The following is a 15,490-nucleotide window of genomic DNA, read 5'->3' as shown; positions in this document are numbered from 1 at the left end:
GCTGTCGCGGGGACTCCGAGCGGCGCGTGACGCGGTGTCAGACGCGGGCGCCGACGATGCCTCCGTCGACGTCGAGCGTCGTGCCGTGGACGTACGAGGCCTCGTCCGAGACGAGCCAGCGCACGGCCAGGGCGATCTCGTCCGGACGTCCGGGCCGGCCGGCGGGGGCGGACGCGGTCATCTGCTCCAGGATCGCCGCGGCGTGCTCGTTGCCGGGCGTGAGGGTCGCGCCGGGCGCGACGGCGACCACGCGCACGCCGCTCGGGCCGTACTCGGCCGCCCACGCCCGCGTGAGGTGCTCCAGCGCTGCCTTGGTCGCGGGGTAGAGCGCGGTCCCGGGCGTTCCCACCCGTCCCATCCACGAGGTGATGTTGACGACCACTCCGCTCCCGCGCTCGACCATGGCGGGGGCGATCGCCGCGACGAGCTGGTGCGGCACGCGGATGTTCGTGGTGAGGAGGGACTCGACGTCGGCGTCGCTGAGGTCGGCGGTCGGCCCCACCGGGAACACTCCGGCGTTGTTGACGAGGACGTCGATCCGCCCGTCGAGGAGGGTCAGCGCCCGGGCGGCGACGGCGCGGGTCTCCTCCGGCGTGCCCGCGAGGTCGGCGACGAGCGCGGAGGCGGTGCCCCCGTCGGCGCGGATGCCGCGGACGACGGACCCGACCCGCTCGGGGTCGCGTCCGTGCACGAGGACGTGAGCGCCGGCCCCGGCGAGGCGGCGGGCGATGGCCGCGCCGATCCCGCTCGAGGATCCGGTGACGAGGGCGTGGCGCCCGGCGAGGGAGCCGGATGCGGAAGGGACGAGGAGCTCGGTGTCTGTCATGGCTCCAGCCTCCCGGCGGTGCGGGAGGCGGGCTGTCCCGATCCGATCGGGTGCTGACCCGATCCGCTCAGGGCGCCTCAGCGGCCGCCTCTCGGCCCTCGTCGGCCCGGGACTCCGGCCCCCGCGAGCCCTCCCGGTAGCCTGGAGCGCATGACCGACAGCCAGCACGTCCGCTCCCGCGAGGCCTCGTCCGGCCGCGACCTGACGTACCCGCCGCTGCCCGAGGCGCTCGTCGTCCCCGTCTACGACAACCACACGCACCTCGAGATCGCCGACGGCCTCGAGCCGCTCGACCACCGCGAGCAGCTCGACCGGGCCTCCACCGTCGGCGTCCGCGGCGTCGTCCAGGTCGGCACCGACGTCGAGACGAGCCGCTGGTCGGCCGAGCAGGCGGCGAGCGAGCCGCGGATGCTGGCCGCCGTCGCGATCCACCCCAACGAGGCGCCCGAGCTGGAGGAGCGCGGCGAGCTCGACGCCGCCCTCGCCGTGATCGCCGAGCTGGCCGAGCAGCCGCGGGTGCGGGCCATCGGCGAGACCGGGCTCGACTTCTTCCGCACCGGCGAGAGCGGCCGCGCCGCGCAGTTCCGCTCGTTCGAGGAGCACATCCGCATCGCGAAGGAGCACGACCTCGCGCTGCAGATCCACGACCGCGACGCGCACCGCGAGGTCATCGACACCCTGCGCCGCGTCGGCGCCCCCGAGCGCACCGTCTTCCACTGCTTCTCCGGGGACGCGGAGATGGCGCGGATGTGCACGGACGAGGGCTGGTACCTCTCCTTCGCCGGCACCGTGACGTTCAAGAACGCCGAGCCGCTGCGGGAGGCGCTCGTCGCGACCCCGCGGCACCTCATCCTGGTCGAGACCGACGCGCCGTACCTCACTCCGTCGCCCTTCCGCGGCCGCCCGAACGCGCCCTACCTCCTCCCGCACACCCTGCGCTCGATGGCCGCGACCCTCGAGACCGACGTCGGCCACCTGGCCGCGACGATCGCGTCGAACACGGAGGCCGTGTACGGCGAGTGGGGCGGCGAGGTCGGCTCCGAGCCGACGGAGCCGGTCGGACCCCTCGCATGAGCGGCCGCCACGCCGCCGAGCCGACGGCCGCCGCGATCCCGCGCCTGCTGGGCCCGGCCGAGATCCGCGACCTCGCGGGCCTGCTCGACGTCACGCCGACCAAGAAGCTCGGCCAGAACTTCGTGCACGACGCCAACACGGTCCGCCGCATCGTCAAGCTCGCTCGGGTGCGCCCGGGGGAGACCGTCGTCGAGATCGGCCCCGGCCTCGGATCGCTGACCCTCGGCCTGCTCGAGGCGGGCGCGCAGGTCGTGGCCGTCGAGATCGACGGGCGCCTCGCCGAGCAGCTGCCGCGCACCGTCGAGCTGATGGCGCCGGGCGCCGATCTCGCGGTCGTGCACGCCGACGCGATGAAGGTGCTCGACCTGCCGGGGGAGCCGGTCCGGCTCGTCGCCAACCTCCCGTACAACATCTCGGTGCCGGTGCTCCTGCACTTCCTCGAGCACTTCGCCAGCATCCGGTCCGGAGTGGTGATGGTGCAGTCCGAGGTCGGGCACCGGCTCGCCGCCGGTCCCGGCTCCAAGGTCTACGGCGGCCCGAGCGTCAAGGCGGCGTGGTTCGGCTCCTGGACGACGGGCGGCGCGGTCTCGCGTCAGATCTTCTGGCCGGTGCCGAACGTCGACAGCGTGCTCGTCGCGTTCGACCGCGGCGAGGAGCCGGGCGACGAGACCCTGCGCCGCGCCGTCTTCGCGGTCGTCGACGCGGCGTTCGCGCAGCGGAGGAAGATGCTCCGCCAGTCGCTCGCGACCCTCTTCGGCGACAGCGCCGCGGCGATCGTCGCGCTCGAGCGGGCCGGCGTCCCGCAGACCGCGCGCGGCGAGGAGCTGGACGTCGCCGCCTTCGTCCGCCTGGGCCGCGAGCTCGATCCGGCGCGGGTCCCCGTGCGCGGCGCGGCGGTGCCCGACGGGTCGCTGGCGGAGACCGACGGGGACGACGCCGACGGCGACGGGGAGCCCGCCCCGGGTGCGGACGAGGGCGCCTCCGCCACCCTGTAGCGTGGATGCATGACCCACCGCGCGACGTCGAATCGGGTCCACGCGCGGGCGCCAGGCAAGATCAACGTGTTCCTCAAGGTCGGCGCCGTGCGCGACGACGGGTACCACGAGCTGGCCACCGCGTTCCAGTCGCTCTCCCTCTACGAGGACGTGTTCGCGGAGGAGGCGGCCGACTTCTCGGTCTCCTTCTCGGGCTCGATCGACACCTCCCGCCTGGCCGTCGACGGCTCCAACCTCGCGATCAAGGCGGCTCGGGCGCTCGCCCGGGCGACCGGCTACCGCGGCGGCGTGCACCTCGAGATCGAGAAGAACGTCCCCATCGCCGGCGGCATGGGCGGCGGCTCGGCCGACGCAGCCGCGACCCTGCTCGCCTGCGACGCGCTCTGGGGCACGGCCTGCACGAGGGAGCAGCTGCTCGGCATCGCCGCGAGCCTCGGCGCCGACGTCCCCTTCTCCTTCACCGGCGGCACCGCGATCGGAGTCGGCCGCGGCGACGAGCTGAGCCCGGCGCTCGCCAAGGGCCGCTTCGAGTGGGTGCTGGTCCTCTCGGAGGAGGGCCTGTCGACCCCCGAGGTCTACAGCGAGCTCGACCGGCACCGCGAGCGCCACCTGCACGACTTCCGCCCGATCTCGGCGACCCCCGCCATCGATCCGAACGTGCTGCAGGCCCTCCGCGCCGGCGACGCCGCCATGCTCGCCGACGCGATGCACAACGACCTCCAGGCGCCGGCGCTGCACCTGCAGCCCGGGCTCGCCCGCATCCTCGAGCTCGGCGAGGGCCGCGGGGCGCTCGGCGGTCTCGTCTCGGGGTCCGGACCGACCGTGGCGTTCCTCGCTCCGGACGCCGATGCGGCGGCCGACCTGCAGCGCGAGCTGAGCTCCGCGCGGCTGAGCGCCGTGCGGGTCTCCGGCCCGGTCCACGGGGCGCGCCTGCTCTCGACCTAGTCGCGGAGGCGGTGCCTCCGGAGCGGGGCGCGCGAGCCCCGCGCCCTGCGCCCTCCACAGACGGTCCGCAGAGAAGTTCCGACCTCGTGGCTTAGAGTGCCGCTCATGTCCCGCCGCGCCACCCTCTTCGCGATCCTCTCCGGGATCGTGGCCGCCGTCGTCGCCCTCGCGGCCGCCGAGGTCGTCGCGGTCTTCACCGGAGCGGGCGGCAGTCCGCTGGTCGCGGTCGGCGGCTTCGTCATCGACATCGTGCCCCCGGGCGTGAAGGACACGGTCATCGCGCTCTTCGGCACCGGCGACAAGCTCGTGCTGCTGGTCTCGATCGGCCTCGCGATCGCGCTGCTGGCCGTCGGCGCGGGAGTCCTCGAGTACCGCCGCCCGCCGTTCGGCGTGCTGCTGCTGGCCGTCGTCGCGGGCGCAGGTGCGCTCGCCGCCGTCAGCCGCGAGGGCGCCTCCGGGATCGACGCGGCGCCGAGCGTCGTGGGAATGGTGGCCGGCGCCGCCGTCCTCCGCTCGGCCGCCGTCCGCCTCCGCGGCTGGCAGGAGGAGCGCGAGAGCGACTCCCCGGACCGCAGGTCGTTCCTCCGCCTGGTCGGGATCGCCGGAGTCGCCGCGGTCGCCGCCGGCATCGGCGCCCGCTTCCTCACGTCCGCCTCCGCCGCCGTCACCGCCGTGCGCGAGGCCGTGTCCCTGCCGGCTCCCGCCTCGGCCGCCGCGCCCGTCCCGGCCGGCGCCGTGCTCGACGACATCGACGGCATCAGCTCCTACGTCACTCCCAACGCCTCGTTCTACCGGATCGACACCGCGCTCTCGGTGCCGTCGGTCGAGCCCGCCGACTGGTCGCTCAAGATCACCGGCATGGTGGAGGAGGAGATCGAGATCACCTGGGACGAGCTGCTCGCACTGCCGCTCGAGGAGCACCTGGTCACCCTGTCCTGCGTGTCCAACGAGGTCGGCGGCGACCTGATCGGCACCGCCCTCTGGCTGGGCTACCCGATCCGCGAGCTGCTGGCCCGGGCCCGGCCGACCGCCGGCGCCGACATGGTGCTCTCGCGGAGCATCGACGGCTTCACCGCCTCCAGCCCGCTCGAGGTGCTGCAGGACGAGGACCGCGCGAGCCTGCTCGCCGTCGGGATGAACGGCGAGCCGCTCCCGGTCGAGCACGGCTTCCCCGTCCGGATGGTCGTCCCCGGGCTGTACGGCTACGTCTCGGCGACGAAGTGGGTCGTCGAGCTGAAGGTCACGACCTTCGCGGAGGACCTGGCCTACTGGTCGACGCGCGGCTGGACCGAGCGCGGACCGATCAAGATCGAGTCGCGGATCGATGTGCCGCGCCAGGGCCAGCCCGTCGAGGCGGGGACGGTCGCCGTGGCGGGAGTCGCCTGGGCGCCGCACACCGGCATCGCGAAGGTGGAGGTGCAGATCGACGGCGGCGCCTGGCAGGAGGCGCGCCTCGCCGAGCAGGTCACCGCGGACACGTGGATCCAGTGGGTCCTCGAGTGGGACGCGACGGTCGGCGACCACGTCGTGACCGTGCGCGCCACCGACGCGGACGGCACGGTGCAGACCACGGTCGAGCGCCCGCCTGCCCCCGACGGCGCCACGGGACTGCACCGCCGCTCGGTGTCCGTCTCGGAGCCGGCACCCGCGGGCTGAGTTCCGGGGGCCGCGACCCGGCCGCACTGTGATCGACCCGCGGCGGACCGCTCAGGCGGCACCGCCTAGGCTGGATCCCTATGGCACATCTGCTGGGCGCCGAGGCGCTGCGACTCGAGTACCCCACACGCGTGATCTTCGACGACGTCTCCCTGGGGATCGAGGAGGGCGACCGCATCGGGATCGTCGGACGCAACGGCGACGGCAAGTCGACCCTCCTGCGCCTGCTCGCGCAGCGCATCGAGCCGGACAGCGGCCGCGTCACGCACCGCCGCGGCGTCACGCTCGGGATGCTCGACCAGGCCGACACGGTCGATGAGGACCTCACCGTCGCCCAGGCCGTCGTCGGCGGGCTCCAGGAGCACGAGTGGGCGGGCGACGCGCGCACCCGAGACGTGATCGCGGGCCTGCTGCGCGACGTCCCCTGGGACGGAGTGGTCGGCTCCCTCTCGGGCGGCCAGCGGCGCCGGGTCGCCCTCGCGAAGCTGCTCGTCGGCGACTGGGACGTCGTCTTCCTCGACGAGCCCACCAACCACCTCGACGTCGAGGGCATCGCCTGGCTGGCCGAGCACCTCAAGCGCCGCTGGGCGGCTTCGTCGGGCGGGCTCGCGGTCGTCACCCACGACCGGTGGTTCCTCGACGAGATCTGCACCGCCACCTGGGAGGTGCACGACCGCCTCGTCGAGCCGTTCGAGGGCGGGTACGCGGCGTACATCCTGCAGCGCGTCGAGCGCGACCGGATGGCCTCGACCATGGAGGCCAAGCGCCAGAACCTGATGAAGAAGGAGCTCGCCTGGCTCCGCCGCGGCGCCCCCGCCCGCACGGCCAAGCCCAAGTTCCGGATCGACGCCGCGAACCAGCTGATCGAGGACGAGCCACCGGTGCGCGACTCGGTCTCGCTCTCGCAGCTCGCCGTCTCGCGCCTGGGCAAGGACGTCGTCGACCTGCTCGACGTCACCGTCCGCTACGGCGAGCGGACCGTCCTCAACCGCATCGAGTGGCGGATCGCGCCCGGCGAGCGCACCGGCATCCTCGGCGTGAACGGCGCCGGCAAGTCGACCCTCCTGGGCCTGGTCGCGGGCAGCGTGGAGCCGACGAGCGGCCGGGTGAAGCGCGGCACCACCGTGCGCGTCGCGATCCTCGACCAGCAGCTGCGCGAGCTGACCGGGGTCCAGCACCGGCCCGTCCGCGAGATCATCGCGGAGCAGCGCACCAGCTACTCCATCGGCGGCAAGGAGATGACCCCGGGCCAGCTGCTCGAGCGGCTCGGCTTCTCGAGCGCGCAGCTGTCGACGCCGGTGAAGGACCTCTCGGGAGGTCAGCGCCGGAGGCTCCAGCTCCTGCTCATCCTGCTCAGCGAGCCCAACGTGCTGATCCTCGACGAGCCGACCAACGACCTCGACACCGACATGCTCGCCGCGATCGAGGACCTGCTCGACTCCTGGCCGGGCACCCTCCTCGTCGTCTCGCACGACCGGTACCTGCTCGAGCGCGTCACCGACCAGCAGTACGCCGTGATGGACGGCGCGTTCCGCCACCTGCCCGGCGGAGTCGAGCAGTACCTCGACCTGCGCCGCGCGCTCGAGAAGGGCGCGCCCGCGGCGGCCTCGTCGGGCTCCTCCTCCGCCGCGCCGGCGAGCGGACTCGCGGGGGCCGAGCGGCGCACCGCCGAGAAGGAGGTGTCGGCGATCGACCGGCGCCTGCACAAGCTCACCCAGCTGACGAAGACCGTCCACGAGAAGATGGCGACGCACGACCAGGACGACTACGACGGCATCCTGGCGCTCAACGCCTCGCTCCGCGCCTACGAGGACGAGACGGCCGAGCTCGAGCTGCGCTGGCTGGAGCTCTCGGAGCAGCTCGAGGGCTGACGCCGCTCTTCTCCGCGGCACCGGCAGCTGTCCCGTACCGCGTGGGCGGGCCGCCGTCGCGGGCCCGGGGCGACCGGCTCAGCCGAAGTCGAGGGAGAGCTTGCGGAGGAGCTGCGCCAGCCGCTCCTGCTGGGCGTGGGTGAGCGCGCCGAGCAGCTCCTGCTCCGCGTCGACCAGGCGGGTGATCGCCGCGTCGACCCGGGCGAGCCCCGACGGCGTCATCTGCACCAGCACGCCGCGCCCGTCGTTCGGGTCGTCGAGGCGCTCGACCAGGTCGCGCTCGACCAGCCGGTCGATGCGGTTGGTCATGGTGCCGCTGGTGACCATGGTCGCCTGGAGGAGCTGCTTGGGGCTCATCCGGTAGGGCGCGCCCGCGCGCCGCAGGGCCGAGAGCACGTCGAACTCCCACGTCTCGAGCTCCGACCGGCCGAAGGCGCTGCCGCGCGCGCGCTCGAGCTGCTTGGCCAGTCGGCGCATCCGCGAGAACACCTGGAGCGGCGTGAAGTCGAGATCGGGCCGCTCCCGGACCCAGGCGTCGACGATCCCGTCGACCTCGTCATTCGCACTCACCCGTCCATTGTGGCGGCTGGGCGGCTCGGGGGACGCCGGGAGGCGGACGGGCCGGGAGGCGGGGGCCTCCCGGGCCGCCGTCGCCCGCCCGAGCAGCGGCCTCCCGGCGAGGCGGTGCAGGACCTTCGGGGTGCGGGACTTCATGCGGGTGCCCTGGCCTGCCGCCAGGATCACGACGGCGAGCGTGCTGTCTGCCATGTTCTTCGCGTTCTCCTCCGTGAGCGCACCGTCCTGGTGCCGCTCCGCCACCAGGATTCGAACCTGGACCGGACAGCTCCAAAGGCTGCCGTGCTGCCGTTACACCATGGCAGACAGCACGCTCGCCGTCGTGATCCTGGCGGCAGGCCAGGGCACCCGCATGAAGTCCCGCACCCCGAAGGTCCTGCACCGCCTCGCCGGGAGGCCGCTGCTCGGGCACGTGCTCGACACGGCCGCGTCGCTCGACGCGGCGCACGTCGTCACCGTGGTGCGCCACGAGCGCGACCGGGTCGCCGAGGCCGTCCTCGAGCACACCCCCTCCGCACTGGTGGTGGACCAGGACGAGACGCCCGGCACCGGCCGCGCGGTCGAGCAGGGCCTCGCGGCGCTTCCGGAGTCCTTCGCCGGCACGGTCGTCGTGCTGAGCGCCGACGTCCCGCTGCTGGACGCGCCGACCCTCCGCCGACTGCTCGACGAGCACCTCGCCGCGGCGAACGCGCTCACCATGCTCTCCTGCGTGCTCGAGGACCCGACCGGCTTCGGCCGGATCGTCCGCGGCGGCGACGGCGCCTTCGCCTCCATCGTGGAGCAGAAGGACGCGAGCCCCGACGAGCTCGACCTCACCGAGATCAACGCCGGCGTCTACGCCTTCGACGCCGCCGCACTCCGGTCGGTCATCGGCGCGATCGGCACAGAGAACGCCCAGCGGGAGAAGTACCTCACCGACGCCGCCGCCGCGCTCAAGGCCGCCGGCCGCGCGATCGAGGCCGTCCCCGTGCAGGACCGCTGGCTCGTGGCCGGGATCAACGACCGCGCCCAGCTCGCCGACGCGGCGCTCGAGCTCAACGCGCGCATCGTGCGCCGCTGGCAGCTCGAGGGCGTCACGATCCAGGACCCGGCGACGACCTGGATCGACGTGGACGCGGTCCTCGCCCCGGACGTCGAGATCCTCCCGGGCACGCAGATCAAGGGGCCGACCGTCATCGCCACCGGTGCGGTCATCGGCCCGGACACCACGCTCGACTCCTGCGAGGTCGGCGAGGACGCGGTCGTGAAGCGCTCCGACGCCACGCTCGCCGTGATCGGCGCGAAGGCCCAGGTCGGCCCGTTCTCGTTCCTCCGCCCCGGCACCGTGCTCGGCGCCCGCGGCAAGATCGGCACCTACGTCGAGACCAAGAACGCCGTCATCGGCGAGGGATCGAAGGTCCCGCACCTCTCCTACGTCGGCGACGCGGTCATCGGCGAGGAGTCGAACATCGGCGCCGGCTCGATCTTCGCCAACTACGACGGGGTGAGCAAGGCGTCCTCCGTTGTGGGCTCGCACGTGCGTGCGGGGTCGCACAACGTCTTCGTCGCCCCCGTTAGAATCGGTGACGGAGCGTACACGGGCGCCGGCACGGTCATCCGCAAGGACATCCCCGCCGGAGCCCTCGGGATCACCGTCGCTCCGCAGCGCAACATGGCCGGGTGGGTTCAGACCCACCGTCCGGGCACCGCAGCGGCCGACGCCGCCGAGGCGGCCCTGGCGTCGGATCCCACCGGATCCGACCAGGCGCCCACCGGAGGAAGCGGAGCACAGTGACCGGCATCACCGCCAGCAACAAGAAGAGCCTGGTCCTCGTCTCGGGGAGGGCGCATCCGGCACTGGCGGAAGCGGTCGCCGCCGAGCTCGGGACCGAGCTCGTCACGACCGAGGGGCGCACCTTCGCCAACGGCGAGCTCTACGTCCGCTACGGCGAGTCGGTCCGCGGAGGTGACGTGTTCGTCCTCCAGTCGCACACGTCCCCGATCAACGAATGGCTGATGGAGCAGCTGATCATGGTCGACGCGCTCAAGCGCGCCTCCGCCAAGCGGATCACCGTGGTCGCCCCGTTCTACCCCTACGCGCGCCAGGACAAGAAGGGCCGCGGCCGCGAGCCGATCTCGGCCCGCCTCGTCGCCGACCTCTTCAAGGCGGCGGGAGCCGACCGGATCATGTCGGTCGACCTCCACGCGGCCCAGATCCAGGGCTTCTTCGACGGCCCCGTCGACCACCTCTTCGCGATGCCGGTGCTGCTCGAGCACTTCCGCGAGAAGCTCGACCCCTCGACCCTCACCATCGTCTCGCCCGACATGGGCCGCGTCCGCGTCGCCGACATCTGGAGCGACAAGCTCGGCGTCCCGCTGGCGATCATCCACAAGCGCCGCGACCCGAAGGTCGCCAACCAGGTCTCCGTCCACGAGATCGTCGGCGAGGTGAAGGGCCGCGTCTGCCTCCTCGTCGACGACCTCATCGACACCGGGCGCACCATCGCGAAGGCGGCCGAGGCGCTGAAGAAGGCGGGCGCGATCGGCGTGGTCGTCGCGGCCACCCACGCCGTCTTCTCGGACCCGGCGGTCGAGCTCCTGAGCTCGGAATTCATCGACTCGGTCGTCGTCACCGACACCCTGCCGCTGCCGCCGGAGAAGACCTGGGACCGCCTGACGATCCTGCCCATCGCTCCGCTGCTGGCCCGCGCCATCCACGAGGTCTTCGACGACGGCTCCGTGACGTCGATGTTCGACGGCGACGCGTAGGACCCCGCGCCCCGGGTGCGCCCTGCAGAGCGCACCCGGGTCCCGCCCCGGCTCCACCGCCTAGGGTGAGGCCGTGCCCCAGCGTTCGGATGCGACCCTCGCCCTGGCGGCGGTCTTCCTGGTCTGGTCGCCGGCCGCCGCCGCGGCGGGCTGGTGGCTGCTCCTCGGGCTCGCCGTCGCTGCGGCCGCCGCGGCCCTGAGCGCCGTCGCCGACGCCGGGCGCACCGTCCACGACGGCCCCTCCTCCGAGTGGCTCGGGCTCGTCGGGCGCGCCTTCGCCTCGGCCGCGCTGGCCCTGACCGCGGCCCAGTCTGTCCTCGGGGGAGCGGCCCGGCCCCTGGCCGTCCTGCTGCTCGTGGCCGTCGCGCTCTTCGGCCTGCGCGGCGGGCGCCTCCCCGCTCGCCCGGTCCTGCTCCTCGTCGGCGCGGTCGTCGTCCTGCTGGCCGCCGCCGCCGTGATCGTGCTGGCGTCCCCTCCGGACCCCGCGCCGCTCGACCCGCTGCGTGACGGAGGGCCGCTGGGAGCCGGCACCGCCGCGGCGCTGCTCCTCATCCTCCTGCCGACGTCCCGCTCCGGCGCGGTGACGGCTCTCCGCCCCGCCCTGCTGCGCATCGGGATCGCCACGGCGGCCGCCGCCGCGCTCGGCACCGGTCTGCTCCTGGCGGCCGGTCCCGAGGTCCTCGCGTCCTCGGAGACCCCCCTGAGCGCTGTCACCCGGGGCACGCCCGCGTCCGGGCTCGTCGGGGCCGCCGCGGTGATCGCGGTCCTGCTCGCGCTCCTCGACCTCGGGAGGAGGGATGCGCGCGCCCTCGTGCGTCTCGCCGACGCAGGGGAGATCCCGGCAGTGCTCGCCACCAGGAACCGCAGGACCGGCGTGCCGGCGGCGGCCCAGCTCGTCCTCTGCCTGGTCGCCGTGCTCGCGGTCGTGATCCTCGACGCCGACGCGCTGCTCGCCTTCGCCGTGGCCGCTCTGCTGGTGGCGACCATCGTGCGGCGCCTCGACCACGGAGCGGCCGGGGCGAGCGGACCCGCCCTCGCGTCGGCCGCGGTCTCGCTGCTGCTCCTGCTCGCCCTCCCGGCGGCCACGGCGGCCGCCGCAGCGGTGCTCCTGGCGGCGCTCCTGATCGCGCGGGCGTTCCGGACCTGAGGGGTCAGCCGGCCCGGGCGTCGAGCGCCCGCTCGGGGAGCCGGAGGGCCAGCGGATCGGCGCGGACGCGGTCGAGCCCGGCGCGGACCGCGCCGAGGGCGACGGCCCGGTCGCCCAGAGTCGAGGGCAGCAGTCGCGGCACCGGGGCGTGCACGTGTGATGCGAGCCGGTCGGACACCTCCGCGAGCAGGGGTCCGGCGGAGGAGGCGAGCGCTCCGCCGACGACGAGGAGCGAGACGTCGAGCAGGTTGACGAGGGCCGCCGCGATGCGGGTGAGGCGGTCGGCGAGGCGGTCGACCACCGCGACGGCGAGCGCGTCACCGGCGAGCGCGGCGTGGAGGACCTGCTCGGCGCCCGGGTGCTCGAACCGGTCGAGGAGGGAGGCCGGGCGGTCGCGACGGGCGAGCTCCTCTCCGGCCCAGGTGCGGGCGAGCAGGGCCAGACCCTCGGCCGAGCCGACGCCCTCGACGAGGTCGAGGACGCGCATCTCGCCGGTGAGCCCGCGGGCACCGCGGAGGAGCGTGCCGCCGAGGACGACGCCGCCGCCGAGGCGCTCCCCGGACAGCAGGGCGAGGTAGTCGTCGCAGCCGACGGCCGCGCCGCGCCAGCCCTCGGCGAGGGCCGCGAGGTTCGCGTCGTTGTCGACCACGGGCGACCAGCCGCGGGCGGAGAAGTGCTCGATCAGACCGGGGTTCATCGCCGCCCAGAAGCCGTTGGCGTCAGCGGGGGAGGCGCCGAGAGCGTCGACCGGGGCCGGGACGCCGAGCGTGACGGCCAGCACGGCGGAGTCGTCCACCCCGGCCTCGCGGAGGGCGCGGTCGAGGACGCGCTCGATGTCGGCGCGGCGGCGCTCGTGCCGGAGGTCCTCGATCCGCTCGTGGTCGACCGGCTCGACCCGGCGTGCGACGGTGCTGCCGAGGAGATCGGAGACGACGACGTCGATACTGTGCTGCCCGGCGTCCACGCCGACGACGACCCCGGCCAGGCGGCGCAGGGCGTAGCGCCGGGCGGGCCTGCCCTTGACGTAGTCGCCGGCTGCGCGCTGGTTCTCCAGCTCCTCGAGCCAGCCGAGCTCGATCAGGTCGTCGCAGACGGCGATCACCGTCGACCGGGTGAGCCCCGTGGCGGCGATCAGGTCGGAGGCGGTGAACGGATCCCCGCTGAATGCGCCGTCCAGGACCTCGAGGGCGCTGCGCCGGCGCTGCGACGAGAAGGTGCTCTCGGTCATCGGCACACTCCCTCTTGACCCGGGCCGGATCGGCTGCAACAGTACATCCCGTATTAAATTCTGTCACTAGATTTAGTGGGAGAAGCAACTATTCCCTCGACACCCGGGAGACGACGACGTGCCCCCTCACACCCCCACCGGCCTGAGCCGGCGATCGCTGCTCGCCGCAGCAGGTGCCGGCGCCGCCGCCCTCGGCCTCTCGGCCTGCGCGTCGCCCTCCGGCTCCTCCGGCGTGACCGAGATCACCTTCTTCCAGTCCAAGCCCGAGGTCATCGGCTACTTCGACGAGGTCATCGAGCGCTTCCACGCGGCCCAGTCGCGCGTCCGCGTCGTCCACGACTTCTCCTCGAACCTCTCGGCCGGCTTCGTCCGCAGCAGCCCGCCGGACCTCGGCTGCCTGAACTACAACTTCGAGGTCGCCCGCTTCGTCGAGCGCGGCGCCCTGAGCGACCTGTCCGACATGCCGGAGGCCGCGCGGATCAACCCCGACCTCCAGCCCCTCATCGAGCAGACCGCCGCCTACCCCGGCCGCACCAGCGTCCTGCCGTACTCGCTGATGATGGCCGCGGTGCTCTACAACCGGGAGATCTTCGCCCAGCAGGGCCTGGACGTGCCGACCACCTGGTCCGAGTTCGTCGCCGTCTGCGAGGCGCTCACCGCCGCGGGCATCACGCCGATCTACAGCACCTACAAGGATCCGTGGACGGTCTCGCAGGGCCTGTTCGACTACTCCGTCGGAGGCACGGTGGACCTCGAGTCGTTCTTCGGCCGGCTGAAGGAGCAGGGGGCCGACGTCGGTCCGGGCTCGCCCGTCTCGTTCGAGAAGGACTTCGCCGACCCGATGCAGCAGATGCTGCAGGTCGCGTCGTACTCCAACCCCAACGCCGCCAGCCGCGGCTACGGCGACGGCAACCTCGCCTTCTCCCGCGGAGAGGCGGCCATGTACTTCCAGGGGCCGTGGGCGCTCAGCGAGATCGCCAAGACCGCTCCCGATCTCTCCGTCGGAGCGTTCCCCCTGCCGATGACGGAGGATCCTGACGAGCGCCGGGTCCGCGTGAACGTCGACCTCGCGCTGTGGATCCCCGAGGCCTCCCGCAAGAAGGAGGCCGCGCGCGAGTTCCTCTCCTTCCTGATGCAGCCGGAGATCATCGACGCCTACAACGCCGACAACAACGCCTTCGGAGTCACCACCGACGCCCCCGCCGTCGAGCAGCCCACCCTCGTCGAGCTCCAGGACTTCTACGATCGCGCCGCGTTCAGCCTCGGCGCCTCCCAGCTCGTGCCGCAGAACATCCCGCTGCAGAACTACGTGCAGGGGATGGTCCTCGGCTCCGACCCCGCGGCGACCCTCCGGACGATCGACGCCGACTGGGCGCGCATCGCCTTCCGCTCCTGATCCGACCCTTCTCAGAGACGAGACACCCATGGCCACCTCCACCCCCGTCCGGGCCCCGGAGCGCACCGCCGCGCCCCGCCGCCCGGCCGCGCGAGCACCGAAGCGGCACCGCTCGGACCGCACGTTCCTGCTCTACCTGCTGCCCGCGCTCGTGCTCTTCACGCTCGCGATCACGCTCCCTGCATTGATGGGGATCTTCTTCAGCTTCACCGACTCGATCGGCTTCGGCGACTGGCGGTTCATCGGGCTCACCAATTACGCCGCCCTCTTCTCCGACCCCGCGATCCTCGCGTCCTACGGCTTCACCGTCGGATTCGCGCTGGTGACCGTGCTCCTGGTGAACGTGGTCGCCTTCCTGCTCTCGATCGCGCTCACGGCGCAGATCCGCGGGAAGGTCGCCCTCCGCGCGGTGTTCGTGCTGCCGATCGTCGTGTCGGGCATCATCATCGCTTTCGTCTTCAACTTCCTCTTCTCGAACTCGCTGCCCGCGTTCGCCGAGTCGATCGGAGCGACACCGCTGGCGAGCAGCATGCTGGCGAATCCGGACCTCGCGTGGATCGCGATCGTCGTCGTGACCGCATGGCAGGCGGTCCCCTCAGCGTTGCTGATCTACATCGCCGGAGTGCTCTCCATCCCCGGTGACGTCTACGAGGCGGCCGCCCTCGACGGCGCCTCCGCCTGGGGGCAGCTGCGCTCGATCACGCTGCCGCTGGTCGCCGGCTACGTGCTGATCAACCTCGTCATCGGCTTCAAGAACTTCCTCAACGCCTACGACATCATCGTCGGACTGACGGACGGCGGACCGGGCACCTCCACCCGCAGCGTCGCGATGACGATCTTCTCCGGATTCACCAGCGGCGACTACGCCTACCAGATGGCCAACGCCACGATCTTCTTCCTCATCGCGCTCGTGATCGCGCTCGTGCAGCTGCGGGAGATGGCGTAGGCGGCGAGAGCGGCGAAGACGATGGTGCCGCCGACCGTGATGGCCGAGACGAGGACCGAGATCGCGAAGCCGCGTGGGAAGT

Annotated in this window: 13 protein-coding genes, 1 tRNA gene and 1 pseudogene; 10 read left to right on the top strand and 5 right to left on the bottom strand. The window is 73.1% G+C overall.

The features are described from left to right. Positions 1-37 precede the first annotated feature (37 nt). Entirely contained in the window at positions 38-826 is a 789-nt protein-coding gene (locus tag C5C27_RS06535; RefSeq protein ID WP_104313949.1) for an SDR family NAD(P)-dependent oxidoreductase, read from the bottom strand. Between the two features lie 150 nt (positions 827-976). On the opposite strand from C5C27_RS06535, the gene C5C27_RS06530 reads away from it, so the two are divergent. From C5C27_RS06530 to C5C27_RS06510, 5 genes are all read left to right on the top strand, one after another. Beyond that, a complete protein-coding gene (locus tag C5C27_RS06530; protein WP_104237683.1) occupies positions 977-1,900 on the top strand; it encodes a TatD family hydrolase in 924 nt (307 codons plus the stop codon). Continuing rightward, positions 1,897-2,895: a 16S rRNA (adenine(1518)-N(6)/adenine(1519)-N(6))-dimethyltransferase RsmA gene (rsmA, locus tag C5C27_RS06525; RefSeq protein ID WP_181073461.1), complete on the top strand. Its 999-nt coding sequence runs from the start codon at positions 1,897-1,899 to the stop codon at positions 2,893-2,895. The genes C5C27_RS06530 and rsmA overlap by 4 nt, the downstream gene beginning before the upstream one ends. Before the next feature lie 9 nt (positions 2,896-2,904). Then, on the top strand, positions 2,905-3,840 hold the full coding sequence (locus C5C27_RS06520; protein ID WP_104313948.1) for a 4-(cytidine 5'-diphospho)-2-C-methyl-D-erythritol kinase: 936 nt from the start codon (positions 2,905-2,907) through the stop codon (positions 3,838-3,840). 105 nt (positions 3,841-3,945) lie between these two features. After that, complete coding sequence (locus tag C5C27_RS06515) at positions 3,946-5,496, top strand: molybdopterin-dependent oxidoreductase (protein WP_104313947.1); 1,551 nt, start codon at positions 3,946-3,948, stop codon at positions 5,494-5,496. Between the two features lie 80 nt (positions 5,497-5,576). After that, positions 5,577-7,367 carry an ABC-F family ATP-binding cassette domain-containing protein gene (locus C5C27_RS06510; RefSeq protein ID WP_104237680.1) on the top strand — a complete coding sequence of 597 codons (1,791 nt, stop codon included), beginning with the start codon at positions 5,577-5,579 and terminating at the stop codon, positions 7,365-7,367. A gap of 78 nt (positions 7,368-7,445) precedes the next feature. Here the strand turns inward: C5C27_RS06510 and C5C27_RS06505 are convergent, their stop codons facing one another. The 3 genes and pseudogenes from C5C27_RS06505 to C5C27_RS06500 form a co-directional block, all read right to left on the bottom strand. Beyond that, positions 7,446-7,937 (bottom strand): MarR family winged helix-turn-helix transcriptional regulator, encoded by a 492-nt coding sequence (locus C5C27_RS06505; RefSeq protein WP_104222340.1) that lies wholly within the window; start codon positions 7,935-7,937, stop codon positions 7,446-7,448. Between the two features lie 81 nt (positions 7,938-8,018). After that, positions 8,019-8,135 (bottom strand): annotated as a pseudogene (locus tag C5C27_RS18530) (NTP transferase domain-containing protein); the annotation flags it as partial. Positions 8,136-8,177: 42 nt separating this feature from the next. Then, positions 8,178-8,249 (bottom strand) — tRNA-Gln (locus C5C27_RS06500). Here C5C27_RS06500 and glmU point away from each other — a divergent pair. From glmU to C5C27_RS06485, 3 genes are all read left to right on the top strand, one after another. Further along, positions 8,242-9,717: a bifunctional UDP-N-acetylglucosamine diphosphorylase/glucosamine-1-phosphate N-acetyltransferase GlmU gene (glmU, locus tag C5C27_RS06495; protein ID WP_104295534.1), complete on the top strand. Its 1,476-nt coding sequence runs from the start codon at positions 8,242-8,244 to the stop codon at positions 9,715-9,717. The genes C5C27_RS06500 and glmU overlap by 8 nt on opposite strands. Next, positions 9,714-10,691 (top strand): ribose-phosphate diphosphokinase, encoded by a 978-nt coding sequence (locus C5C27_RS06490; protein WP_104222342.1) that lies wholly within the window; start codon positions 9,714-9,716, stop codon positions 10,689-10,691. The genes glmU and C5C27_RS06490 overlap by 4 nt, the downstream gene beginning before the upstream one ends. 73 nt (positions 10,692-10,764) lie before the next feature. Further along, positions 10,765-11,838: a hypothetical protein gene (locus tag C5C27_RS06485; RefSeq protein WP_104313945.1), complete on the top strand. Its 1,074-nt coding sequence runs from the start codon at positions 10,765-10,767 to the stop codon at positions 11,836-11,838. A gap of 4 nt (positions 11,839-11,842) precedes the next feature. Here C5C27_RS06485 and C5C27_RS06480 read toward each other — a convergent pair whose 3' ends face one another. Further along, positions 11,843-13,066, bottom strand: coding sequence for an ROK family protein (locus C5C27_RS06480; protein ID WP_104238992.1), 1,224 nt, complete (start codon positions 13,064-13,066; stop codon positions 11,843-11,845). 118 nt (positions 13,067-13,184) lie between these two features. Between C5C27_RS06480 and C5C27_RS06475 the strand changes: the two genes are divergently transcribed. Both C5C27_RS06475 and C5C27_RS06470 read left to right on the top strand, forming a co-directional pair. After that, the gene (locus C5C27_RS06475; RefSeq protein ID WP_104313944.1) at positions 13,185-14,462 is read left to right on the top strand and encodes an ABC transporter substrate-binding protein; all 1,278 of its coding nucleotides are present in this window, start codon (positions 13,185-13,187) and stop codon (positions 14,460-14,462) included. 28 nt (positions 14,463-14,490) lie between these two features. Next, complete coding sequence (locus tag C5C27_RS06470; protein WP_104313943.1) at positions 14,491-15,408, top strand: carbohydrate ABC transporter permease; 918 nt, start codon at positions 14,491-14,493, stop codon at positions 15,406-15,408. Positions 15,409-15,490 lie beyond the last annotated feature (82 nt).

Origin of the sequence: Rathayibacter sp. AY2B7 (genome assembly GCF_002931635.1) — a bacterium.
Classification (GTDB): Bacteria; Actinomycetota; Actinomycetes; order Actinomycetales; family Microbacteriaceae; genus Rathayibacter.
This window is presented reverse-complemented; position numbering and strand designations above follow the sequence as displayed.

Excerpts from the sequence above, each read along its gene's own strand:
- C5C27_RS06480 (WP_104238992.1), bottom strand. The coding sequence starts at position 13,066 with ATGACCGAGAGCACCTTCTCGTCGCAGCGCCGGCGCAGCGCCCTCGAG.
- C5C27_RS06530 (WP_104237683.1), top strand. The coding sequence starts at position 977 with ATGACCGACAGCCAGCACGTCCGCTCCCGCGAGGCCTCGTCCGGCCGC.
- glmU (WP_104295534.1), top strand. The coding sequence starts at position 8,242 with ATGGCAGACAGCACGCTCGCCGTCGTGATCCTGGCGGCAGGCCAGGGC.
- C5C27_RS06535 (WP_104313949.1), bottom strand. The coding sequence starts at position 826 with ATGACAGACACCGAGCTCCTCGTCCCTTCCGCATCCGGCTCCCTCGCC.
- C5C27_RS06470 (WP_104313943.1), top strand. The coding sequence starts at position 14,491 with ATGGCCACCTCCACCCCCGTCCGGGCCCCGGAGCGCACCGCCGCGCCC.
- C5C27_RS06510 (WP_104237680.1), top strand. The coding sequence starts at position 5,577 with ATGGCACATCTGCTGGGCGCCGAGGCGCTGCGACTCGAGTACCCCACA.
- rsmA (WP_181073461.1), top strand. The coding sequence starts at position 1,897 with ATGAGCGGCCGCCACGCCGCCGAGCCGACGGCCGCCGCGATCCCGCGC.
- C5C27_RS06520 (WP_104313948.1), top strand. The coding sequence starts at position 2,905 with ATGACCCACCGCGCGACGTCGAATCGGGTCCACGCGCGGGCGCCAGGC.
- C5C27_RS06515 (WP_104313947.1), top strand. The coding sequence starts at position 3,946 with ATGTCCCGCCGCGCCACCCTCTTCGCGATCCTCTCCGGGATCGTGGCC.